Genomic DNA, 22339 nt, shown 5'->3' with positions numbered 1-22339 from the left:
GACTGTGGTGATCGCGCTTCAGTGCGGCGCGATGCGGGCGAACGGGGTCAGCGAGAAGACGAACTCTACGGGCACGTCGAAAAATGCGGCGATGCGCAGCGCGAGGTGCAGACTCGGGCTGTACTCGCCTCGTTCGAGATAGCCCACAGTCTGATAGTGCACACCGAGTGCCTCGGCGAACTGTCGTCGGCTGATTCCGCGTTCGACACGCAGCATGGCGATGCGGTTGTGCACCTGCTCTGCTTTGTCGCGCGGTGCTGCCGAGTCAGACACGCTGCAGTGCTTTCTCGCGTCGGCTCGCTAGCGTCGCGAACGTGTCGCGTCGCGCAACGCGCTGCAGCAGGAGGGGAGCGAGCACGAGTCCGAGAACAGCCCAGGCGCCGAGAACACCGAGCGACTCGAGCGTGCGCCAGCTCTCGCCGACCTCGATGACGGCGAATCCCTCGGGCAGCAGCGCGCTGCGCAGTCCCAGTCCGAGCCAATAGAGGGGCAAGCTCTGTGCCACGACCTGCGCCCAGTGCGGCATCTCTGTCAGCGGCGCGAGAATGCCTGAAGCCCAGACGATCGCACCGATCACGATGAAACCCCAGCCCCCGACTGATCGTGGGTTGCTGAAGAGCGAACCGACGACGAAGCCGAGCGGCAGGCACGCGAGAATTCCGAGAAGAAGAAAGCCCAGTGCGAGGGCAACGCCGACTCCGCCACGAATCCACAGGTCGGGCACGATGATGCTCGCGATGATGGTGAAGAGCCCGACGGTGAAGGCGAGCTCGAGCAGCGTGCGCACGGTCTGTCCCCAGGCGTACGTCAGGGTTCCTGCGGGAAGAATCGACAGTCGCAAGACGGTGCCGTCTTCTCGCTCTGTCGAGACGAGGGTGGCGAGCCCGTAGGTCGCGACGAACAGGGTCATGAGCGCAATGGCACTCGGAAAGATGATGGCAGACACAGAGATTCCGACCCCGTCGACGGTGTCGTTGCGGAAGAACCAGAGTGCGAACGCGAACCCACCTGCGCCGATCAGGTAGTAGGTGAGGTCGGCGGGTTTCTGCAGGCTATTGCGAAACTCGATGGCGCCGCGCAGGGCACCGGCGCGAACAGCGCTGGTTGAGATGCGGGTCATCAGTTCTCCTCCTCGTGGGCGAACGGTTGTGCGGGCGGTTCAGCAGTGCGGGCCACCATTGTCAGGTAGGTGTCTTCGAGGGTCGTGCGGCGAACTTCGAGGTCGGTCAACCGGGGCTCGCGCTGCAGCAGCTCTCTGACGTAGCTCGTCGCGTCATCGGTCGAGTGCACGAAGCGATCGTCGCCGATGCGCCACCGAACCTCGGTGGCGCCGGCGACCTGCCGCGCGAGCTCGTCGGCGCTGCCGTTGGCCGCGATGGTGCCGCCGTCGAGAATCAATATGCGGTCGGCCAGCCGTTCGGCTTCGGCGAGGTCGTGCGTGGTCAGCACAATGGTCGTCGATCTCGTGTCTGAGAGGTCGTGCATGAGTTCGTGAAACTCGCGTCGCGCGTGGGGGTCGAACCCGACAGTCGGTTCGTCCATGAACAGCAGCTCGGGTTGACCGACGAGGCCGACGGCCACATCGAGTCGGCGACGTTGCCCGCCCGATAGTGAGGCGATTCGCGCGTTGGGCTTGTCGGCCAATCCGACTCGATCGAGCAAGCCGTCGACGCTCCACTGCGGGTCGTCGTCTCGATACGGCGCGTGCAGCACGACGAGGTGGTGCAAGAACTCTCGCACTCGCCAGCGCGCGTGGTCTCTCCACGACTGCAGCACAACGCCGACTCGTGCTCGGTGCTCGGCGCTCGCGTTCAGGGGGTTGATGCCGAGCACCTCGACGTCTCCCGATGTCGGTGACCGCAGCCCTTCTAAGATCTCGATGGTCGTCGTCTTGCCGGCGCCGTTGGGCCCCAGCAGAGCGACCACCTCACCGCGGAGCACCTCGAGATCGAGGCCAGCCAGCACTGACTTCGGCCCATACCTCATGGTCACGTTGCGTGTGCGAACCACCACGTCGCGATTGCTCATGCCTGCCTCTCGATCAGTATCATGCTTCAATCTGTAGTAGAGTTACTATGAAATGTAGCGCATAACGTAGTCGAACGAACGGTGCCTCCGTGCATCACGCCTGAGCACTCGACCGCGCGACCCTGAGCCACCACCCGATTGTCAAGGGGTGCCGTGCGCGATGGGCGGCTCGATACCGTCGACGCATGATCATCGATACCGACCACGCGCGTCTCGACGAGACGAAAGTGCGCAATCAGCCGGCGCTCACGAGCACGGCTGGCACCACCTGGGTCGTGATGGCGGCCGTCTCTGCCGTGCTGCTCGGGGCAATGCTGCTCATGATCGACGGCCTCAGGCCAGTCGGCTTCTCTGCGGTGGTCATCATGGGGGTGCTGCTGGTGTCGATGGTGCTCGTGCGCGCCTGGGTCGCGGCGGGTCGCGTGCGTCTCACCGCACTCGCGGCGCTCTACTCGACGATGATCGTGGTGGCGCTGCTCGCCACGCTCGTGCTCGCGGGCGGAGCATCCCGATGAATGCAGAGGTCGTGCTCTCGCGCGCTGAGTCGATCGCCGAAGAAGCGGCTGCCGTGGCAGCGGCCGCGCAGCGCCGAGAGCTGTCGATCGCCTGCGCAGAATCGCTCACGAGCGGAGCGATCGCGACGGCCCTCGGCCGAGCGCCTCACTCGGCACTCTGGTTCGCGGGCGGTGTCGTCGCCTACAGCGAGACGGCCAAGGTCGAGGCCCTCGGCGTGCACCGCGGCCCGGTGGTGACCGAGCAGTGCGCGCTCGAGATGGCGGCGGGCGTTCGGCGACTGATGAAAGCCGATGCGGCCGTCGCGGTGACCGGCGTCGGCGGGCCGGGGGAGTCAGAGGGGCACCCCGCGGGCACTGTGATGATCGCCGTCAGCACGCCCCGGGCAGACTGGGCGGCGACGCATCACTTCGACGGCGACCCTGTGGCCGTGGTGTCGCGAACCACCTTGCACGCTCTCGTGCGGCTGCGCGAGCTGCTCGACGCCTGACCCGCTCGACCGCCAACGGCAGAGCTCTCTGGCGCCGCCGCGTACCCTGGGGGTATGGCAATCGAGCGCGGCATCCGCAATAACGGTGCTGCATCGACGGATGCTCGCCCCCAGGTGCGCCCGACGACCGAGGGCTGGCAGCAGAAGATGGGCCCCGACGGGCGGCCGGTGCTGCAGTTCGCCGAGCCCAAGAGGGGCAAGCCGCCCGTGCATCTTGCCGACCTGACTGCCGAGCAGCGCGTCGCGCGGGTGACAGAGCTCGGTCTGCCGGGCTTTCGCGCGAAGCAGCTCAGCACTCACTACTTCACGCACTACACGAGCGACCCCGCGGCGATGACCGACCTGCCGGCCGCGCAGCGCGACGAGCTCGTGGCTGGCCTGCTGCCCCCGCTGCTGACTGAGGTTCGACGCTTGCGCACCGACAACGGCGACACGATCAAGTTTCTCTGGAAGCTGCACGACGGCGCCCTCGTCGAGAGCGTGCTCATGCGCTACCCGGGCCGCATCACACTCTGCGTCTCGAGCCAGGCCGGCTGCGGCATGAACTGCCCGTTCTGCGCCACCGGCCAGGCCGGGCTGACGCGCAACATGTCGGCCGCCGAGATCATCGACCAGATCGTGCAGGCCAACGCGGCCATCGCGGCCGGCGAGCTCGGGGGCAAGAAGCGCGGCGAGACGACGCCCGAGCGCGTCAGCAACATCGTGTTCATGGGAATGGGCGAGCCGCTCGCCAACTACAACCGGGTGATGGATGCTGTGCGCACGATGGTCGAGCCCCAGCCGCACGGCCTCGGCATGAGCGCTCGGCACATCACGGTGTCGACGGTAGGGCTCGTGCCGGCCATCCTGAAGCTCGCCGAGGAGAAGATTCCGGTGACGTTCGCACTCAGCCTGCACGCGCCCGACGACCAGTTGCGCGACGAGCTCATCCCCGTCAACTCGCGCTGGAAGGTCGACGAGGCGCTCGACGCCGCGCGCGCCTACTTCGACGCGACCGGCCGGCGGGTGTCGATCGAGTACGCGCTCATCAAAGACATGAACGACCACGCATGGCGCGCCGACCTGCTCGCGCAGAAGCTGCTCGAGCGCGGCCGCGGCTGGGTGCACGTCAACCCGATTCCGCTCAACCCGACACCCGGCTCGATCTGGACCAGTTCAGAGCCCGCCGTCATGCGCGAGTTCGTGAGACGCATCGAGGCGGCCGGAATTCCGACCACGCTGCGCGACACTCGAGGCAAAGAGATCGACGGGGCCTGCGGGCAGCTCGCGGCCGCCGAGTGATCCTCGCCGATGAGCACCTGATTCGGCCATACTGAACTCATGCTCTTCGACTCGATCAATCAGTTCTTCACGCAGATCGTCGGCATCAGTGTCGCCGTCGTCATCTCGCTCATCGTCATCATCGTGCTGCTGCGCTCGATCAAGGTGGCGAAGCCCGACGAGGCGATCATCGTCACCTCGCGGCAGCGCACGCCGAAAGAGCGTGACATCAATCACGAGAAAGAGAACGTCGGGCAGAAGGTCGTCTTCGGGTCGCGCGTCTTCGTCAAGCCCATCATCGAGGCCTACTTCAAGCTGAGCCTTCGATCGCGGCAGCTTAACGTGCAGGCCACTGCGCAGACTCGTGACGCCATCACGATTCGCGTCAACGCGGTCGCGGTCGTCAAGGTGGGCGGTTCTGAGCCCATGGTTCGCGCCGCTGCCCAGCGCTTCTTGAACCAGCAAGACCAGATCGAGTCATCGACTGAAGAGGTGCTCAGCGGTTCGGTGCGCGCCATCGTCGGTCAACTCACGGTGACCGAGATCATCACCAATCGTTCGGCGCTGCAAGAGCAGGTGCTCGATGCGGTGCGAGAGGCTCTCGACATTCAGGGTCTGCAGATCGACACCCTGCAGATCAAAGAGATCGACGACGACAACAACTACATCCGCGACCTCGGTCGTGCCGAGGCCGCGCGCGTGCGCCAGGTCGCCGAGATCGCAGAAGCCCAGGCCCAGCAGGCCGCTGAAGAGGCGCGCATTATCGCGGCGCAGAAGATCGCCGAGAGCCAGCGCGAACTCGACCTGCGCAACGCCGAGATTCAGAAAGAGACCGACAAGGCTCGTGCCGAGGCCGCGGCCGCCGCACCGCTCGCCGAGGCGATCGCCCAGCAAGAAGTCGTCTCGCAGCAAGAGGTCACGGCCCAGAAGCGCGTCGGGCTGCGCAAGCAAGAGCTCGACGCCGAGGTGCGCGCCGTGGCCGACGCTCAGGCGTACGCCATCGAGAAAGAGGCCGACGCGGCTGCCGTGGCGGCGGTCGCCAGCGCGAACGCCGAGCGTGATGCGCGCAAGGCGGCGGCCGAGGCGATCGAGGCTGAAGGTATCGCCGAGCGCAACCGTCGCCGCAGCGCGGCCGAAGCTGTCGAGGCCGAGGGTGTCGCTGAGCGTGCTCGACGCATCGCTGCCGCCGAAGCACTCTCGGCTGAAGGTGAAGCAGAGGCCGGCGCCATTCGCGTCAAGGGAACGGCCGAGGCAGATGCCACGCGAGCGCAGGCCGAAGCCCTGGCCGAGCGTGCCGAAGCCCTGCTCAAGCAGCGCGTCATCGAGCAGCTGCCCGAGATCGTGCGCGCCGCGTCAGAACCGTTGAGCCGCATCCAGAACATGACCGTCATCTCGTCTGACGGCACCGGCACCAACCAGCTCGGCGAGAACGTGGCGGGCCAGCTCGCCACGTCGACCAAGATCATCAAAGACCTCGTCGGCATCGACATCGGCGAGCTCATCAACGGCAAGGTCGTCGGCGAGGCCACCGGGGCGGCGGTCGCACGGGGCGCGGCGGCCTCGCCTTCACCGCGGCGCAAGAACACCGAATCTTGACACCCTGACCGAGCGCGGTGGGGCCTGACCGCACCACCGCGCTCGGTACCGTTGAGGCATGACTGACGATGTTGTCGCCCAGCGCGAGGCCTGGAAGGCTCGCGAGACCCTTGCTGAAGAGCTGATACCGCTCATCGGGCGGCTGTATCGCGAGCACGGAGTCATCACGTCGATTCACGGTCGCCGACTCATCAACCAGTCACCCATCGGCGTGATCAAGGCGCACCGCTATGCGCACCACGTGACCGGAACAGTGCTGCCGCTCGAGCAGTCGAGTCAGCTGCTCACCGCACTGCTCACGCTCGATCCTGGCCCAGCATCGCTCGACATCGCTCGACTGCTGCTCGACTACGACGAGCACGGGGCTGGTCGGTCGCTCGACGACTACCTTCGAGACGCGATCGACGAGACGCGCCGCTCGGCTCGACCGGCGGGCGGCACCGATGTGGTGCTGTATGGCTTCGGTCGCATCGGGCGGCTGCTCGCGCGCATCCTGATCGCCCACGCGGGCAATGGCGCAGGGCTGCACTTGCGGGCCATCGTCGTGCGTCGCGGTGGCGACAACGACCTGGTCAAGCGTGCGAGCCTGCTGCGACGCGACTCGGTGCATGGCCCGTTCGACGGCACGATCAGCGTCGACACCGAGGCGAACACCATTCTGGCCAACGGCACGCTGATTCACGTGATCTACGCAGATGATCCGAGCGCTATCGACTACACCCAGTACGGCATCGCCGACGCAATCGTCGTCGACAACACGGGCCGCTGGCGAGACGAGCAGGGGCTGTCGCAGCACCTCCAGTCGACCGGAGTCGCCCGAGTGCTGCTGACGGCGCCGGGCAAGGGCTCGCTGCCCAACGTCGTGCACGGCATCAATCACGAGACGATCACCGACGAGCACCGCGTCGTCACCGCAGCGTCTTGCACGACCAACGCCATCACGCCGGTGCTGAAGGTGCTGCACGACGAGTACGGCATCGCGCACGGGCACGTCGAGACGGTGCACTCGTTCACGAACGACCAGAACCTCATCGACAACTATCACAAGGGCGATCGTCGAGGGCGATCGGCCGCGCTCAACATGGTCATCACCGAGACGGGGGCGGCGAAAGCGGTGGCCAAGGCTCTGCCGGTGCTCGAGGGCAAGCTCACCGGCAACGCCATTCGAGTGCCGACTCCGAACGTGTCGATGGCGATCTTGAACCTGCGGCTCGAGCGCCCGACGACCCGCGACGAGGTCAACCGGTTTCTGCGCGAGACGTCGCTGCACTCGAGTCTGCGCCAGCAGATCGACTACATCGAGTCGCCCGAGGTGGTGTCGACCGACTTCATCGGCTCGCATCGTGCGGGCATCGTCGACGGTCTCGCCACCATCTGCACGGGCGACACCCTCATCGTCTACGTCTGGTATGACAACGAGTACGGCTACAGCTCGCAGGTCGTGCGCGTGCTCGAGACCATGGCCGGAACCCATCCGCTCGTCGTGCCCGAGCGCCTCGAGGCATAGCGCCCAGGGGCGCACGCGCGCGAGGCGAGCTACCGAAAGGCCGCGATGCCCGTGATCGCGTTGCCGAGGATGAGCGTGTGCACGTCATCGGTGCCTTCGTAGGTGCGCACCGACTCGAGGTTGTTGGCGTGCCGCAGCGGCGAGTGCTCGAGCGTGATGCCGTTGCCGCCGAGCATCGCCCGGGCCTCGCGCGCGATCGCGATCGCCTCGCGCGTGTTGTTGAGCTTGCCCACCGAGATCTGGTGCGGCTGCAGCTGCCCCGCGTCTTTCAGTCGCCCGAGCTGCAGCGCGAGCAAGAAGCCCTTGTCGATCTCGAGCGCCATGTCGACGAGCTTCTGCTGCGTGAGCTGATAGGCGGCGACCGGCTTGCCGAACACCTCGCGCTGCGACACGTAGGCGAGTGCCGCGCGGTAGCTGTCGAGCGCGGCGCCCATGACGCCCCACATGATGCCGTAGCGCGCCTGGTTGAGGCACGTGAAGGGGCCGCGCAGCCCTTCCGCCGCCGGCAGTTGCGCGTCGGCCGGCACCCGAACCTCATCGAGTTCGATGTCGCACTGAATCGAGGCGCGCATCGAGAGCTTCTGACCGATCGCGGTGGCGGTGAATCCTGCGCTCGCGGTCGGCACGATGAATCCGCGGATGCCCGCCTCGGTCTGCGCCCAGATCACAGCGATGTCGGCGATCGTGGCGAGGCCGATCCAGCGCTTGCGACCCGTGATGACCCAGTCGTCGCCGTCGCGACGCGCGAAGGTCTGCATCGAGGCAGGGTCGCTGCCGGCGTTCGGCTCGGTGAGGCCGAAGCAGCCGATGATCTCACCCGCAGCCATGCGCGGCAGCCAGTGCTGCTGCTGCTCGACTGAGCCGAACGAGTGGATCGCCGTCATCGCGAGCGAGCCCTGCACTGAGACGAAGGTGCGAATGCCGCTGTCTCCGGCCTCGAGCTCGGCCGCCGCGAGACCGTACTCGACGGCAGACCGGCCGCCCCCGCCGCAGCCCTGCAGGTGCATGCCGAGCAGTCCGGCTTTCGCCATCGGCGCGATGAGTTCGCGCGGAAACTCGCCGCGGTCGTACCACTCGGCGATGCCCGGCCGCACGTGCTCGGTGACGAAGCTGCGCACACGGTCTCGCGTGGCGCGCTCCTCGTCGCTCAGCAGTGTGTCGAAGCCGATCAGATCAAGCGGTGAGTCGGTCATGCGAGTCCTCTCTGGGTGCTCTCATGCTGTCGGGTGACAGCAGTTTTGTCCACTTGTACAGTTGGCGCATGACCCTGCCGTTGACCGGGATGCTCGTCGCCGACCTCAGCCGTGTGCTCGCCGGGCCGACGGCGGCCGTCATGCTCGCCGACCTGGGCGCCCGTGTCGTCAAGGTCGAGCGCCCGGGGGCGGGGGACGAGACTCGCGCATGGGGGCCGCCCTGGGCCGGATCGTCGAGCTCGTACTTCGAGTCGGCGAATCGCTCGAAGCACTCGATCGCCCTCGACTTCGCCGACGACGCCGACCGCGCTGTCGCGCACGCGCTCGTCGACCGAGCCGATGTCGTCATCGAGAACTACCGCACGGGGGCGCTGGAACGGTTCGGTCTCGATGCCGACTCGGTGCTCACCCGCAACCCTCGCGCCGTCTACTGCTCGATCACCGGGTTCGGCTCGACGGGGGAGGGTGCGGCGATGCCGGGATACGACTTTCTCGTGCAGGCGGTCGGCGGCCTCATGAGCATCACCGGTGACCCGGGGGGCGAACCCCGAAAGGTGGGCGTGGCGATGGTCGACCTCGTGGCCGCGAAAGACGCCGTCATGGGCGTGCTCGCGGCGCTGCTGCAGCGTGCGACCACCGGAGTAGGCCAGCATGTCGAGGTCTCGCTGCTGGCGAGCCTCGTGGCCTCGCTCGCCAACCAGGCGAGCGGCTACCTCGCCACGGGCACACCGCCGCAAGCCCTCGGCAACCGCCACCCCTCGATCGCGCCGTACGAGACACTGCGCTGCCGAGACGCCCTCATCGCCGTCGCCGTCGGCAACGATGCGCAATTCACCTCACTGTGCGCGGTGCTCGGCGAACCCGAGCTGGCGGGCGATGAGCGATTCACGACCAACCGGGCCAGAGTCGAGCATCGTGACGATCTCGAGCACGAGCTCGAACGACTGCTCGCCCACGATGACGCCGCGCGTTGGGCGGCGCGGCTGCTCGAGGCAGGGGTTCCCGCCGGCACGGTGAACGGCATCAGCGAGGCGCTCGCCCTCGCGCGGCAGCTCGGTCTCGAGCCGACGGTGAGCGTGGGGCAGGGGCATCCTGAACAGCTCGCCCACCCGGTTCGCTACTCGCTCTTCGCACCCGCACCGCCGACGGCCCCTCCGGCACTCGATGAGCACGGCGCCGAGGTGCGGAGTTGGCTCGCTCAGGGCGCTGGCTGAGGCTCGACAGCGGCGGCTGCGGTCTCGACGACATGCCGCGCGAGCCGCGTGGCCGCGACGACGGCCGCCGGCATCACGACGATGGCGCCACCGGGCACCACGAAGAGCAGCTGCGTCATGACCCCGAACCCGAGCTCACGAGCGCGAGAGCCCCGCAGCAGTGCGACGCGGCGAGAGGCGCTGATGCCGCGAGCCTCGAACGACCGCGTGGTCAGCTCTCGGGCGATGAGGTGACCGGCGAGCGTCGGGCCGAGCACCGCGGCCGCAGCCGAGCCGACCGCCGGAACGAGGCCCACGATGAACGTGGTGATGCCGAAGGCGATCGCCCGCAGCACGAGCAGAATGCCGTCGCCGAACGAGCGCCAGAACCGCACCGGGCTCGGGGTGAAGCCGCCCAGCTCGTGCTCGACCGCGCGCCAGATGCGCTCGTAGAACGGGTCGCCGATGAGCAGCGTCAACGCGGTGAACGAGTAGACCATGCCGATCACGATGCCGGTGAGCATGACGATGGCGACGAGGGCGCGCACGACACCGCGCTCTCGCTCGGCCCACTCGTCGGCGAACGGAGTCACTGCGCTGGCGAAACCCTCGACGTTGAGACCGACCGTGACGAGCACCGTGCCGATCACGGCAGCCGCGATCACGGCCGGCACCATGCCGAGGGCCATGACACCGGGGCGCACTCTCCAGAAGCCGAATCCGCGCAGCACGAGCGTCGCTCCGATGAAGAACTCGGTGATCGAGTGTCTCACTCGCCCCAGCACTCGCCGAGGCGCGACGTCGGCTTTCATGCTCGACACTGTATGCGCTGCGCGGCGGCGGTGTACGCCGTGGCGAAGAATGCCCCGTGAATCTCCGTCGTGGCGATGCAGGGAGTGGGCGCCTGACTCTAGGCTGGGGCCAGGGTGTGCACCGCTGCCGGCCCGCAGGGGCGGCTGAACGAGTGCACCGTCGAATTCACGAGGAGCCTCATGAGCAAGTACGCAGTGATCAACCCCGCGACAGGGGAGACGCTCACCACGTATCCGACCGCGACTGACGCCGAGATCGCTGCGGCACTCGACGGAGCCGCAGCGGCCTACCGCGACTGGGCCCGCACGACGACGGTCGATGAGCGCGCCGCGCTCATCACGAAGGTAGCCGAGCTGCACCGCGAGCGTCGTCAGAACCTCGCCGAGATCATCGTGCGCGAGATGGGCAAGCCGATCGGCGACGCCCTGGGCGAAGTCGACTTCTCTGCCGACATCTACCAGTACTACGCAGACAACGGCCCCGAGCTGCTGAAAGACGAGCCGATCGAGCTCGCCGAGGGCAGCGAGGGCTCAGCGTTCATCCGCAAGAGCCCCATGGGCGTTCTCGTGGGCATCATGCCCTGGAACTTTCCGTACTACCAGGTGGCGCGCTTCGCCGGGCCCAACCTGATTCTGGGCAACACCATCCTGCTCAAGCACGCTGCGCAGTGCCCCGAGTCGGCCGCGGCGATTCACCAGATCTTCGCCGACGCCGGCTTTCCGGTGGGCGCATACACGAACATCTACGCCTCGACCGACCAGATCGGCACGCTCATCGCCGACCCGCGCGTGCAGGGCATCTCGCTCACCGGGTCTGAGCGCGCCGGAGCAGCCGTGGCCGAGCAGGCCGGGCGGCACCTCAAGAAGGTCGTGCTCGAGCTGGGCGGTAGCGACCCCTTCATTCTGCTGAGCACCGACGACCTCGACGCGACGGTCGAGATGGCGACCAACGCCCGGCTCGACAACAGCGGTCAGTCGTGCAACGGCGCCAAGCGGTTCATCGTCATCGACGAGCTCTACGACGCCTTCCTCGAGAAGTTCGTCGCGGCGATGTCGAGCACCCAGGCGAGCGACCCGATGGTCGAAGGCGGGGCATACGGCCCTCTGTCGTCGGCGAGTGCAGCTGAAGGGCTCGAAGACCAGGTGAAGCGCGCTGTCGCCGGCGGCGCGACCGTGCTCACCGGCGGAACCCGCGAGGGCAACTACTTCACCTCGACCGTGCTCACCGATGTGGCGCCCGGCAACGATGCCTACTACGAAGAGTTCTTCGGCCCGGTCGCCCAGGTCTTCAAGGTGGCGAACGAAGATGAAGCCGTGCAGCTCGCGAACGACACTCCGTTCGGGCTCGGGTCATACCTGTTCACCACCGACGAAGCGCAGGCGGCACGCGTCGCCGACAAGATCGACGCCGGCATGGTCTACGTCAACTGTGTGCTGGCCGACAGCCCCGAGCTGCCGTTCGGCGGCATCAAGCGTTCGGGTTCGGGCCGCGAGCTCGGCACGCTGGGCATCGACGAGTTCGTCAACAAGAAGATGATCCGCATCGCCTGAGCTCAGGGCGTCTCGACCGACGACGTCGGTTGAGACGCGCGCGCGAGCTCGGGGTACGCGTCGATGACCATGTCGGCGAGGGCGTCGATGGGTCGCGTCAGGGCGTCGGTCACCGGCAGGTCGAACTCAGCCGTGTAGTCAGCGATGGCGACCGAGACCTCGTCGTCGGTCATGCCGTCGTGATTGATCGTGATGCCGATCACTCGCGACTGCGCGAAGAGCTCGATGAGGGCGATCTCGTGCGCGAGCGTCGGCATGGGCATGAACGCGAAGTCGTCGCGCACCCGTCGAGCGGGGGCGTGCTGCACGATGATGCCGTCTGGCTGGCTGCCGCGGATGATCGCGCCCGAGCTGAGGTAGGCGGGGTGGCTCAGTGAGCCCTGACCCTCGACGACGATGACGTCGGGGCGCTCGGTCTCGAACGCGAGCACCACCTGGTGCTCGACCTCGCCAGACCGAAACTGCGGCACCATGGCGTCGACCGCAGCGCCGTATGCGCCGCCTTGAATGATCGTGGTCTGCCCGGTGCCGACGAGCACGGCGTGCAACCCGCGCTCTCTGAGTGCCTGCACGAGCAGTGTCGCCGTGGTGCGCTTGCCGATCGAGCCGTCGGTGCCGAGCACGGCGACGCGGGGGCACGTGACGGTGAAGATGCTGCCCGAGAACAGGCGCAGGTCTTTGGTCGGCTTCTGCCGCCGAATGTCGGTGATGGTCACGTCGCTCTCGAGTGCGGCAGCCGCGAGCTCGTCGTCATCACCGAGCAGCTCGTGCAGACCGTTGATGATGTGCATGCCCTGCGCGATGGCCTCGAGCAGCACGTCGCGCTGCGGTGTCGTCAGCAGGCCGTCGGCTGGCGCAGCACCCCAGATCAGATAGTCGGGGGTGTTCGGGCGCAGCGCGAGCGCGTCGTCGAGTGAGCCCACGAGCGGTATGCCCAGGGGCTCACCGGTGAGCACGGTGCCCGCATCCGACCCGGCGAACGTGCTGTCGATGACGCTCACGATGTCGTAGCGCTCAGAGTGGCGAACGAGCCCGTTCGCGGTCTTGCCCTCTTGCTGGCCGAAGACGCCTTCGCTGTAGATGACGGCGGTCGAGCCGAGGGGCAGGGCGGGCTGAGATTGCTGGTGGGGCTGCATGGTGCTCCTTCGCCGCCGGCGGTAGCCAGCCCTGAACCGTAGCACCCTGATGCAGACGGGCTAGCCTGGCCCGATGATGAGATTCGAAGAACTCGCCTTCGAGTCGACGCCCATGGGCGAGTTGACGCTACGCCGGCGGCATGTCGCCGCGGTCGACGCCGAGGTCTACGAGGTCAAGCTCGGGGACGAGTACCTCATGTCGAGTCTCTTCACCGTCGCCGAGGTCGAGCTTGCTCGCCTCGGGCTCGCCGCGAGCACCGGGCCGGGGCCGCTCGAGGTGGTCGTGGGCGGGCTCGGCCTCGGGTACACCGCGGTCGCAGCCCTCGACGACGATCGAGTCGGCAGGCTCGTGGTGGTCGACGCTCTGCCCGAGGTGATCTCGTGGCACGAACGACGACTGCTGCCGGTCAGTGCACGACTGGTCGATGACGACCGCACCCGGCTCGTGCATGCTGACTTCTTCGCCGTCATGCGCGGCGAACCCGGCGCCCACGCTGCCATCGCGCGCCAGATCGACGTGATCCTTCTCGATGTCGATCACACTCCCGACTTCACCCTCGACCCGTCGCACGCCGACCTCTACTCTGCGCAGGGCCTGCGCAGGCTCGCCCGCCATCTGCGACCAGAAGGGGTCTTCGCGCTGTGGTCTGATGATCCGCCAGCCGAGTCGTTTCTGCAGGTGCTGCGCGACGTCTTCTCGACTGTCGAGGGTCACACGGTCGAGTTCGACAACCCGGTCACCGGGGGTCGCTCGCGCAATGGCGTCTACGTCGCTTCGATGGCGGCCTAGAACACCTTTCCGGGGTTCAGAATGCCTCGGGGGTCGAATGCGGCCTTCACGCGCTGCTGCAGGGCGACTTGATCATCGCCGAGCTCGTCGGCGAGCCAACGACGCTTGAGCGTGCCGATGCCGTGCTCGCCGGTCAGCGTGCCCCCGAGCGCCAGCGCGGCCTCGAACAGCTCTCCCGCGGCCGCCCACACGACGTCGGGCACCTCGTCGCCGGTGTAGACCAGGTTGGGGTGCAGATTGCCGTCTCCGGCGTGCGCGACGGTCGCAATCGCGATGCCGTGCCGCTCGCCGATGGCACGAATCGCCGCGAACATGTCGGCCAGTCGCGAGCGAGGCACCGCGACGTCTTCGATGAGCACGGTGCCGAGAGCCTCCATCGCCGGGTGCATCGCACGGCGCACGGCGAGCATCGCCTCGCCGTCGACCCGGTCGGTCGTCATGCTCGCTGCGCCTCCGTGCGCGGCGATGATGGCGAGGGCGGCACGGGCCTCGTCTTCGGCCGCGTCGCCGTCGGTCTGCACGAGCAGGTGCGCACTGCCTGGCGCCCGCGCGGCGAGCCCGAGGTGCTGCAGAATGCTCGCGAGCGCCAGCTCGTCGACGAGCTCCATGACGGCGGGTCGCAGTCGTGCGGCGGTGATGGCCGCCGACGCGGCGGCCGCGTGCTCGATCGACGAGAAGTAGGCGCCGATCGTCGCCACCGTTCCTGGCGGAATCGGTGTCAGCTTCAGTGTGGCCCCGACGATGACCCCCAGTGTGCCCTCAGAGCCGATCATGAGCGCGGTGAGGTCGAGCCCTGTCACGCCCTTGATCGTGCGATGCCCGAGGCGCATGAGCGCGCCGTCGGCGAGCACGACATCCAGGCCCAACACGGCTTCGCGGGTGACGCCGTACTTCGCGCACAGCAGGCCGCCGGCGTTGGTGGCGATGTTGCCGCCGACGGTCGAGATGGCTCGGCTTGCGGGATCAGGAGCCCACCGCAGCCCCAGCGGTTCGAGCGCCCGGTTCAGGTCGCCGTTCAGGATGCCCGGCTCGACGACGGCCACCTGGTCTGCCTCGTCGATCTCGACGATGCGCGTCATCTCGGTGGTCGACAGCACGATCTCACCACGGCTCGCCATGGCGCCGCCGCTGAGCCCCGTGCCCGCACCGCGGGGCACGACGGCTACTCGTTGCTCGTAGGCGATGCGCATCGTGGCCTGCACGTCGTCGACGGTTCTGGCTGAGACGATCGCCAGGGGAGCATGAGCGGTGCGCTGACCCGACTTGTCGCTTCGCGCGAGGTCGAGGTCTCGAGGTTCGATCGACACGGCGTCGCCCAGTCGGGCGCGCAGCAGCGCGACGATGTCGCTCATCGATTGCGCGTGCGGTCGGTGAGCCAGAGCAGTGCCGCCACCATGACGAGTGTGGCCGAGATCAGCAGCCCGGTGGTGGCATCGAAGTCGACGTAGCGAGATACCGCACCGGGGGGCACCGGTGGGCCGACGAGGCCGACCCGCAGCGAGCCGATCGCGACGCCGACGCCGACGACGGCGAACCCCAGCCCGATGCCGGTGATCGTGATGCCGGCGTCTGTTCCCCGCGCGAGGCGGCGTACTCGCGTGCGCGTGAAGGCCACGGCGCTCGCCACGACGACGAGAAACCCGAGCGTGAAGGGCTCGAGCAGCGCCGCGAGCCACGACTGGCCGAACAGGGTCAGCCGCACGATCAATGAGACGACGACCGAGGCGACAGCGGCGAGCAGCACCCAGCGGAACCGCTGATCGATCGTCTGCCAGCGAAAGATGGTGAGCAGGACTGCCGCAGCGCCGAACCAGAGCGCCGGGGCGATGTCGACGAGCAGCAGCGTCAGCTCGCCAGGGCGATTGATGACGGTGTCGCCGATGCCGAACTGAAAGGCGAGTGCCATGAGCGCCGTGGCGATGAGTGCCGCGAGCAGCAGCGTGCGGGCGACCGATCCCGACCGCGTGGGCATTCCCGCGACGGGTACCTCGGGCTGCAGCGCGCGATCATCAGCATCGGTCATGCCCCGATGCTAGATGACCTCGCTAGATGAACAGCGTGGTGGTCGATTCTGAGGCTTCGCCCAAGAACGTGGCGACTCCGCCGAGTTCGACGCCATCGATGAGGTCGCTGTGCGCGATGCCCAGCAGGTCCATCGTCATGGTGCACCCGATGAGCCTGGCGCCTCCTGCCTGAGCCGAGGCGATCAGCTCGGGCAGGGTCGGAACACTGTGCTGCTTCATGACGTTCTTGATCATGACCGGGCCCATACCGGCCATGTTCATGGTCGACAGCGGCAGATCGTCGGCTCCTGAGGGCATCATCATGCCGAACATGCGATCGATGAGCTTCTTCTGGCGCTTCGGCGGCTGCTCGCGCCGCAGCGCATTGAGCCCCCAGAAGGTGAAGAACATCGACACCTGCTCGCCCATCGCCAGTGCGCCGTTGGCGATGATCATCGAGGCGAGCACCTTGTCGAGGTCGCCCGAGAACACCACGAACGAGTTCTTGCCCGGCCCCGCGACGGTGGCGCCGTGTACGGGTCGTGCCGACGCCATCGCGCCGGCGCCGCCCTTGCGGATGACGGCCACATAGCCTGGCCCCTCCGGCTCGATCGAGACCAGTTCGTGGCCATTGCGCTTGACCCAGGCAGGAGCATCCGCCGCGAATCCGGGGTCGCTCACGTGGATGGTGATCTCATCGCCTGCTGAGGCCGCGGTCGCCGCTTCGGCGAGCTTCATGATCGGGCCAGGGCAGGCGAGGCCGGTGACATCGAGATCGATGGATGCTCCGATGCCGGTCGGGGCGAGCGCGAACAGCGAGTGCCCCTCTGCGTAGTTCTCCATCGGCGCACGCTGCACAGGATCATCGGCGTCATCGAGCTGGTGCCACGCACGGAAGGTCGTCGAGCCGCCCGAGAGCGTCTTCAGGTCGGTGAAGCCGCGCTGGCGCAACGAGCGGTAGGCGAGGTACGAGCGGAACCCGACAGCGCAGTAGAGACGAATCGGCGTGCTCGTATCCCAGTCGACGCTTGCGGTTCGCAGGGTATCGAGCGGCACATTCTCGGCGCCGGGCAGGTGCCAGATGCTGAACTCTTCGGCCGTGCGCACGTCGATGATGCGCGCACCCTCGACCGCCGCCGGGTAGTTCTCGGCATACCAGAGGTCGAGATCGCCGCGCACGACGTTCGCGGCGACGAAGCCCGCCATGTTGATGGGGTCTTTCGCCGAGCCGAACGGGGGAGCGTAGGCGAGCTCGAGCTCTTCGAGATCGAAGACGGTGAGGTTGTTGCGCACCGCAGTCGCGAGCACGTCGATGCGCTTATCGATGCCGTCGAAGCCCGCAGCCTGACCGCCCAGCACGCGACCCGTCGTCGGGTCGAAGAGCACCTTGAGGTGCATCATCGCGGTGCCCGGGTAGTAGCCGGCGTGGCCCGAGGGATGCACGTGAACGGCACGGTGCTCGATGCCCGCAGCGCGCAACTGCCGCTCGGTCGCGCCAGTGCCCCCGGCGACCATGTCGAAGACCTTGACGATCGAGGTGCCCTGGGTCGAGCGGTACTCGGTGTCACGGCCGCAGATGTTCTCGGCGGCAACGCGGGCCTGCCGGTTCGCGGGGCCCGCGAGCGGTGCGAGCCACGACCCGGGCAGCACGGTGTTCGGTGTTTCGACGACGTCTCCCGCCGCCCAGATGTGCGGGTCACTCGTGCGCATGTGCGTGTCGACGACGATGCCGCCGCGTTCACCGATCTCGAGACCTGCTTCGCGGGCGAGGTGCGAGTTCGGTCGAACTCCTGCAGAGAGAATGACGAGGTCGGCGTGCAGCACGGTGTGGTTGGTGAGCTCGACATCGAGACCGCCCGCCGCGTCACGCAGTGCGGCCGCGCCCGTCTCGAGGTGCACGGTGACGCCTCGACTGCGCAGATGCGTCTCGACGGGCACCGACAGCTCGTGGTCGATGGGCGGAAGAATCTGGTCGGCGAGTTCGACGACGTCGACGTCGGCACCGCGGTGGCGCAGGTTCTCGGCCATCTCGAGGCCGATGTAGCCCGCGCCGATGACGACAGCGCGAACCGCACCGCGCGTGCCGGCCGCCGCCTCGGCGAGCAGCCCATCGAGGTGCGCCTTGATCTGGTCCATGTCGCCCATGCGGCGCAGCACGTGCACTCCGGGCAGGTCGATGCCGGTGATCGGCGGGCGCAGCGCTTCTGCTCCGGGGGTCAGCGCGAGGGCGTCGTACGATTCGGTGTACTCGGTGCCGTCATCGACGCGGCGCACCGTGACGGTCTTGTTTTCGCGATCGATGCCCACGACCTCCTGCCCGATGCGCACGTCGAGATCGAGCGCCTCGCGGAGGCTCTGAGGAGTCTGCACGAGCAGCCGGCTGCGATCGGTGATGACACCGCCGATGTGATACGGCAGGCCGCAGTTGGCGAACGACACATGGTGGCCGCGCTCGAGCACGATGATCTCGGCGAATTCGTCGAGGCGGCGTGCGCGAGCGGCGATGGATGCTCCGGCGGCGACTCCGCCGACGACGACAAGCTTCACGAGAGACTCCTGACAGTGGGTGGTGGTGTCAGGCTAGGTCGCCGCACAGAGCTCGAGGTAGAGCTGAAAGGCCCGGAGACTGGCGCCCGCCGAACCTGGCAAACACCGCAAAGAGCACGCGCAACGGTTGAAGCATCGAGCCGACTGCGGCATCGTGGCCCGCTCATGTGCCCGATCGGCACGTGCGATTCCGCTGACACGAGAGAAAGAGAGCTCACCATGCTCGTACTGACCGAGACCGCCAGCACCGTCATCGAGAACCTCGTCGCCCGTGAGGCCGACCCGCAGAGTGCGGGCCTGCGCATCGACAGCGGCGGGCCCGATTCGACGCAGTTCGCCGTCGCCGTGAGCGCTTCGCCCGAGCCGGGCGATCAGGTCGTCGAATCCGGTGGGGCCAGGGTGTTTCTCGAGAGCAACGCCTCGATCGCCCTCGAGGCCAAGGTTCTCGACGCCCAGGTGACCGAGCAGGGAGCGGTGACCTTCGCCATCGGTGACCAGCCGGCCTGACCGGCTTCGGGCCGGAAGGCCCTGGCGCCTCACTGCGACTTCGACCAGGGTTGACTCATGACTGTCATCGAGAACTCACGCCTGGCCATCATCGGCGCCGGGGCCGTCGGCTCCTCCCTCGCCTACGCATCGCTCATCCGCGGCTCGGCCCGCGAAGTGGTGCTCTACGACATCGACGCCGCACGGGTCGAGGCCGAGGTGCTCGATCTCGCGCACGGCACTCCGTTCACCGGGTCGAGCTCGATCTCGGGCGGAGCCGATCTCGATGTCGTCGCCGGGGCGAACATCGTCGTGGTGACGGCCGGAGCCAAGCAGCACCCCGGCCAGAGCAGGCTCGAGCTCGCCGGCGTCAACGTGGGCATTCTCGAATCGCTCATGCCGCAGCTCATCGAGCGCGCGCCGAACGCGGTCTACGTGCTCGTGACCAACCCGTGCGATGTGCTCGCGGTCGCCGCCCAGCGCTTCAGCGGGCTGCCAGCAGGCCGCGTGTTCTCGAGCGGCACCGTGCTCGATAGCTCACGACTGCGCTGGCGCCTGGCTGAGCGCCTGGGCGTCAGTGCCTCGAGCATCCACGCGATGATCGTCGGAGAGCACGGCGACAGCGAGTTTCCGCTCTGGTCGCAGAGCCGCATCGGGCCGATTCCGATTCGCGAGTGGATTGACGACAGCGGCGACAGCCTCAGTGTCGAAGAGCTCGACCGCATCGCCCACGAGGTGAAGACCGCGGCCTACAAGGTCATCGAAGGCAAAGGCGCCACGAACTACGCGATCGGGCTGTCGGGGGCACGCATCGTCGAAGCGGTGCTCAACGACGAAGGAGCAGTGCTGCCCGTCAGTTCGGTGCTCACCGACTACCGAGGCGTGAGCGGGGTCGCGCTCTCGGTGCCCAGCATCGTCGACGCCTCGGGAGTCTCGCGGGTCATCGACGTGCCCTTCTCGGCTGACGAAGAGAGGCTGCTGCACGCCTCGGCCGGCACCATTCGCGACTCGCTCGCCGCGCTCGGCCTGGCGTAGCCGAGACCAGCACTCAGGGGGTCTCGCCGGGGTCGCCGGCCGACAGGTCTCGGCCGCGCAGGCGCTCGATCAGCCTGCGGTCGCGCTTCGTCGGGCGACCCGCGCCGCGGTCGCGCACCACACGGGCCGGGCGCTCTTCTCTCGGGGGCGGCGGTGGAGTGAGGTCGTCGTAGTGCAGGGCCGCGAGGGCGGCGCTCGTGCGCTTCGTGATGAGCCCGGTGACGACGACGATGCGCTCACCGCCCGGGGTGAGGGCGCGCACCCGATCTCCGATGCGCACCACCTGTGCTGGCTTGGCCCCGGCCTCGTTGACCTTGACGTGGCCGGCCTTGCAGGCGGCGGTCGCTGCCGACCGAGTCGAGTAGAGCCTGATCGCCCAGGTGTACGCGTCGACGCGCACCGCGCCCGTGGTCACGCCGCTGCGCCCTGCCGAGCGCTCGCGATGGCGTCGGCCGCCCGCACGAGCGAGAGATGCGACAGCGCCTGCGGAGTATTGCCCATGTGGCGATGGTGCTCGACGTCGTACTCTTCAGACAGCAGGCCCACGTCATTCGCGAGGCCGATCAGGCGATCCATGAGCGCGGTGGCGTCATCGAGGCGCCCCGACTGCGCATACTGCTCGACGAGCCAGAACGCGCAGGTGATGAAGGGATGCTCGTCTCCGTCGATGCCGTCGACACCGCTCTCGGTGCGGTAGCGCAGAGGAAGGCCATCCCTCAGCAGCGTGCTCTCGATCTGCGCGACGGTCGCCAGCATGCGGGCATCGTCGTAGTCGACGAAGCCGATCTGCGCGAGCTGCAAGAGCGAAGCATCGACCTCGGTCGTCTCATAGTGCTGCACGAAGAAGCCTCCCTCGGGGTCGACTCCGTCGCGTTCGATCTCGACACGCAACTGGTCGCGGCAGCGCCGCCACTCATCGACCGGCCCGGGCAGTCCGCCATCGACGACAGCGGCGATTCCCCGATCGAACGCCGCCCAGATCATGGCGCGAGAGTGCGTGAAGCGACGATGCTGGCCACGAATCTCCCATATGCCGTTGTCATCGCGGTCGAGGTTCTCGGCGATGTAGGTGAGCAGATGCTTCTGCAGAGTCCACGAGAAGCCGTCTTCTTCGACGCCGAGCTCGCGCGCCTGAGCGAGAGCGATGAGCACCTCGCCGAAGATGTCGCCCTGAAACTGCGAGTAGGCGGCATTGCCCACCCGCACCGGGCTCGAGCCCTCATAGCCGGGCAGGCTCGAGAGCTCGTGCTCGGTCAGCCGCCGCTCGCCCGAGAGGCCGTACATGATCTGCACATCGTGCGGGTCGCCGGCGATCGCCCGCAGCAGCCAGTCGCGCCACTCGCCGGCCTCGGTGCCATAGCCGTGCAGCATGAGCGCCTCGAGGGTCAGTGCGGCGTCGCGCAGCCACACATACCGGTAGTCCCAATTGCGCACCCCGCCGATCTCTTCGGGCAGGCTCGTCGTCGGCGCCGCGACAATGCCCCCGGTCGATTCGTGGGTGAGCGCGCGCAGCACGAGCAACGAGCGACGCACGTGGTCGTCGTACGCCCCGGGGGCGATCGCGGCGCGTGCCCACGACTGCCACCACTCGCGGGTCGTCTCGATGAGCGTGTCGACCGACTGCTGCGCGCGCGGCTGCTTGTGCGACGGAAACCACGTGAGCGTGGTGTCGACGATGTCTCCTTCGTGCACCGTGAACTCAGCGCGGTGCGCGTGATCGACGGCCGTGAAGCCCACGCCGCGAACGATGATCGCATCGGGCCCCGCAATGGCGATGAGCGCCGGCTCGTCGTCGGTGCCCACTTGCCGCACCCACGGCATCGAGCCCGCGTAGTCGAATCTGACGCGCAGCTCTTGCCGCATCGTCACCGAGCCGCTCACACCCACGACGCGGCGCACGACGTTCGCCTCGCCGTCGCCATGCGGCATGAGATCGATGACATCGACGATGCCCGTGTCGGTGACCCAGCGGCTGATGAGCGTGAAGGTGTCGTCGTCGTAGCGGCGCTCGGCGCACTCTTCGGCATCGACCGGGTGCAGAGCCCAATGACCGTGGTTCTCATCGCCCAGAATTCTTGCGAACATTGACGACGAGTCGAAGCGCGGCAGGCACAGCCAGTCGATCGAACCCGACCGTCCGACGAGCGCGGCGCTGCGGCAGTCGCCGATCATGGCGTAGTTCTCGAGGGGTTCAGGCAT

At 67.6% G+C, this 22339-nt stretch carries 21 protein-coding genes; 10 read left to right on the top strand and 11 right to left on the bottom strand.

Annotated elements, in window-relative coordinates; genetic code table 11:
* Positions 1 to 18: 18 nt before the first annotated feature.
* From KIT89_RS04215 to KIT89_RS04205, 3 genes are read right to left on the bottom strand one after another with little or no spacing between them, the layout of a single operon-like run.
* Complete coding sequence (locus tag KIT89_RS04215) at positions 19 to 273, bottom strand: helix-turn-helix transcriptional regulator (protein ID WP_297603343.1); 255 nt, start codon at positions 271 to 273, stop codon at positions 19 to 21.
* Entirely contained in the window at positions 266 to 1120 is an 855-nt protein-coding gene (locus KIT89_RS04210; RefSeq protein WP_297603342.1) for an ABC transporter permease, read from the bottom strand. Before KIT89_RS04210 ends, KIT89_RS04215 begins: the two co-directional genes overlap by 8 nt.
* Positions 1120 to 2028: an ABC transporter ATP-binding protein gene (locus tag KIT89_RS04205; RefSeq protein WP_297603340.1), complete on the bottom strand. Its 909-nt coding sequence runs from the start codon at positions 2026 to 2028 to the stop codon at positions 1120 to 1122. The genes KIT89_RS04210 and KIT89_RS04205 overlap by 1 nt, the downstream gene beginning before the upstream one ends.
* Positions 2029 to 2213: 185 nt before the next feature.
* Between KIT89_RS04205 and KIT89_RS04200 the strand changes: the two genes are divergently transcribed.
* From KIT89_RS04200 to KIT89_RS04180, 5 genes are read left to right on the top strand one after another with little or no spacing between them, the layout of a single operon-like run.
* The gene (locus tag KIT89_RS04200; protein ID WP_297603339.1) at positions 2214 to 2543 is read left to right on the top strand and encodes a hypothetical protein; all 330 of its coding nucleotides are present in this window, start codon (positions 2214 to 2216) and stop codon (positions 2541 to 2543) included.
* Entirely contained in the window at positions 2540 to 3031 is a 492-nt protein-coding gene (locus KIT89_RS04195; RefSeq protein WP_297603338.1) for a CinA family protein, read from the top strand. The genes KIT89_RS04200 and KIT89_RS04195 overlap by 4 nt, the downstream gene beginning before the upstream one ends.
* 54 nt (positions 3032 to 3085) lie before the next feature.
* Complete coding sequence (rlmN, locus tag KIT89_RS04190) at positions 3086 to 4312, top strand: 23S rRNA (adenine(2503)-C(2))-methyltransferase RlmN (RefSeq protein WP_297603337.1); 1227 nt, start codon at positions 3086 to 3088, stop codon at positions 4310 to 4312.
* A 39-nt stretch (positions 4313 to 4351) separates the two neighbouring features.
* Positions 4352 to 5887: a flotillin family protein gene (locus tag KIT89_RS04185; protein WP_297603335.1), complete on the top strand. Its 1536-nt coding sequence runs from the start codon at positions 4352 to 4354 to the stop codon at positions 5885 to 5887.
* Positions 5888 to 5945: 58 nt separating this feature from the next.
* Complete coding sequence (locus tag KIT89_RS04180; RefSeq protein WP_297603334.1) at positions 5946 to 7394, top strand: glyceraldehyde-3-phosphate dehydrogenase; 1449 nt, start codon at positions 5946 to 5948, stop codon at positions 7392 to 7394.
* 29 nt (positions 7395 to 7423) lie between these two features.
* Here KIT89_RS04180 and KIT89_RS04175 read toward each other — a convergent pair whose 3' ends face one another.
* Positions 7424 to 8587, bottom strand: a complete 1164-nt coding sequence (locus KIT89_RS04175) for an acyl-CoA dehydrogenase family protein (RefSeq protein ID WP_297603333.1) — start codon at positions 8585 to 8587, stop codon at positions 7424 to 7426.
* A 68-nt stretch (positions 8588 to 8655) separates the two neighbouring features.
* On the opposite strand from KIT89_RS04175, the gene KIT89_RS04170 reads away from it, so the two are divergent.
* A complete protein-coding gene (locus KIT89_RS04170) occupies positions 8656 to 9801 on the top strand; it encodes a CaiB/BaiF CoA-transferase family protein (protein ID WP_297603332.1) in 1146 nt (381 codons plus the stop codon).
* Here the strand turns inward: KIT89_RS04170 and KIT89_RS04165 are convergent.
* Positions 9786 to 10592: an EI24 domain-containing protein gene (locus KIT89_RS04165; protein WP_297603331.1), complete on the bottom strand. Its 807-nt coding sequence runs from the start codon at positions 10590 to 10592 to the stop codon at positions 9786 to 9788. The genes KIT89_RS04170 and KIT89_RS04165 overlap by 16 nt on opposite strands.
* A gap of 180 nt (positions 10593 to 10772) precedes the next feature.
* Between KIT89_RS04165 and KIT89_RS04160 the strand changes: the two genes are divergently transcribed.
* Entirely contained in the window at positions 10773 to 12143 is a 1371-nt protein-coding gene (locus KIT89_RS04160) for an NAD-dependent succinate-semialdehyde dehydrogenase (RefSeq protein WP_297603330.1), read from the top strand.
* A gap of 2 nt (positions 12144 to 12145) precedes the next feature.
* Here KIT89_RS04160 and KIT89_RS04155 read toward each other — a convergent pair whose 3' ends face one another.
* Positions 12146 to 13279, bottom strand: a complete 1134-nt coding sequence (locus KIT89_RS04155; protein ID WP_297603329.1) for a DUF1611 domain-containing protein — start codon at positions 13277 to 13279, stop codon at positions 12146 to 12148.
* Between the two features lie 73 nt (positions 13280 to 13352).
* On the opposite strand from KIT89_RS04155, the gene KIT89_RS04150 reads away from it, so the two are divergent.
* A complete protein-coding gene (locus KIT89_RS04150) occupies positions 13353 to 14069 on the top strand; it encodes a spermidine synthase (RefSeq protein ID WP_297603328.1) in 717 nt (238 codons plus the stop codon).
* Here KIT89_RS04150 and KIT89_RS04145 read toward each other — a convergent pair.
* Genes KIT89_RS04145 through KIT89_RS04135 form a run of 3 tightly spaced genes read right to left on the bottom strand, consistent with a single transcriptional unit; the run spans position 14066 to position 18619 of the window.
* On the bottom strand, positions 14066 to 15421 hold the full coding sequence (locus KIT89_RS04145; RefSeq protein ID WP_297603326.1) for an FAD-linked oxidase C-terminal domain-containing protein: 1356 nt from the start codon (positions 15419 to 15421) through the stop codon (positions 14066 to 14068). The two genes, KIT89_RS04150 and KIT89_RS04145, sit on opposite strands and share 4 nt — an antisense overlap.
* Positions 15418 to 16092, bottom strand: coding sequence for a hypothetical protein (locus KIT89_RS04140; protein ID WP_297603325.1), 675 nt, complete (start codon positions 16090 to 16092; stop codon positions 15418 to 15420). The genes KIT89_RS04145 and KIT89_RS04140 overlap by 4 nt, the downstream gene beginning before the upstream one ends.
* A 22-nt stretch (positions 16093 to 16114) precedes the next feature.
* Positions 16115 to 18619, bottom strand: a complete 2505-nt coding sequence (locus KIT89_RS04135; protein ID WP_297603323.1) for an FAD-dependent oxidoreductase — start codon at positions 18617 to 18619, stop codon at positions 16115 to 16117.
* Positions 18620 to 18838: 219 nt separating this feature from the next.
* Here KIT89_RS04135 and KIT89_RS04130 point away from each other — a divergent pair, with 219 nt between their 5' ends.
* Together KIT89_RS04130 and KIT89_RS04125 are read left to right on the top strand one after the other, a co-directional pair.
* Entirely contained in the window at positions 18839 to 19126 is a 288-nt protein-coding gene (locus KIT89_RS04130) for a Fe-S cluster assembly protein HesB (protein ID WP_297603321.1), read from the top strand.
* Positions 19127 to 19183: 57 nt separating this feature from the next.
* Positions 19184 to 20140 (top strand): L-lactate dehydrogenase, encoded by a 957-nt coding sequence (locus KIT89_RS04125; protein WP_297603320.1) that lies wholly within the window; start codon positions 19184 to 19186, stop codon positions 20138 to 20140.
* 13 nt (positions 20141 to 20153) lie between these two features.
* On the opposite strand, the gene KIT89_RS04120 is transcribed toward KIT89_RS04125, so the two are convergent.
* Both KIT89_RS04120 and KIT89_RS04115 read right to left on the bottom strand, forming a co-directional pair.
* A complete protein-coding gene (locus KIT89_RS04120) occupies positions 20154 to 20555 on the bottom strand; it encodes a S4 domain-containing protein (RefSeq protein ID WP_297603319.1) in 402 nt (133 codons plus the stop codon).
* Positions 20552 to 22339, bottom strand: a complete 1788-nt coding sequence (locus KIT89_RS04115) for a glycoside hydrolase family 15 protein (protein ID WP_297603318.1) — start codon at positions 22337 to 22339, stop codon at positions 20552 to 20554. The genes KIT89_RS04120 and KIT89_RS04115 overlap by 4 nt, the downstream gene beginning before the upstream one ends.

It is taken from the genome of Microcella sp. (assembly GCF_025808395.1).
Classification (GTDB): domain Bacteria; phylum Actinomycetota; class Actinomycetes; order Actinomycetales; family Microbacteriaceae; genus Microcella.
Note: the sequence above shows the minus strand (reverse complement) of the source record. Positions and strands in the feature narration are given on the sequence as shown.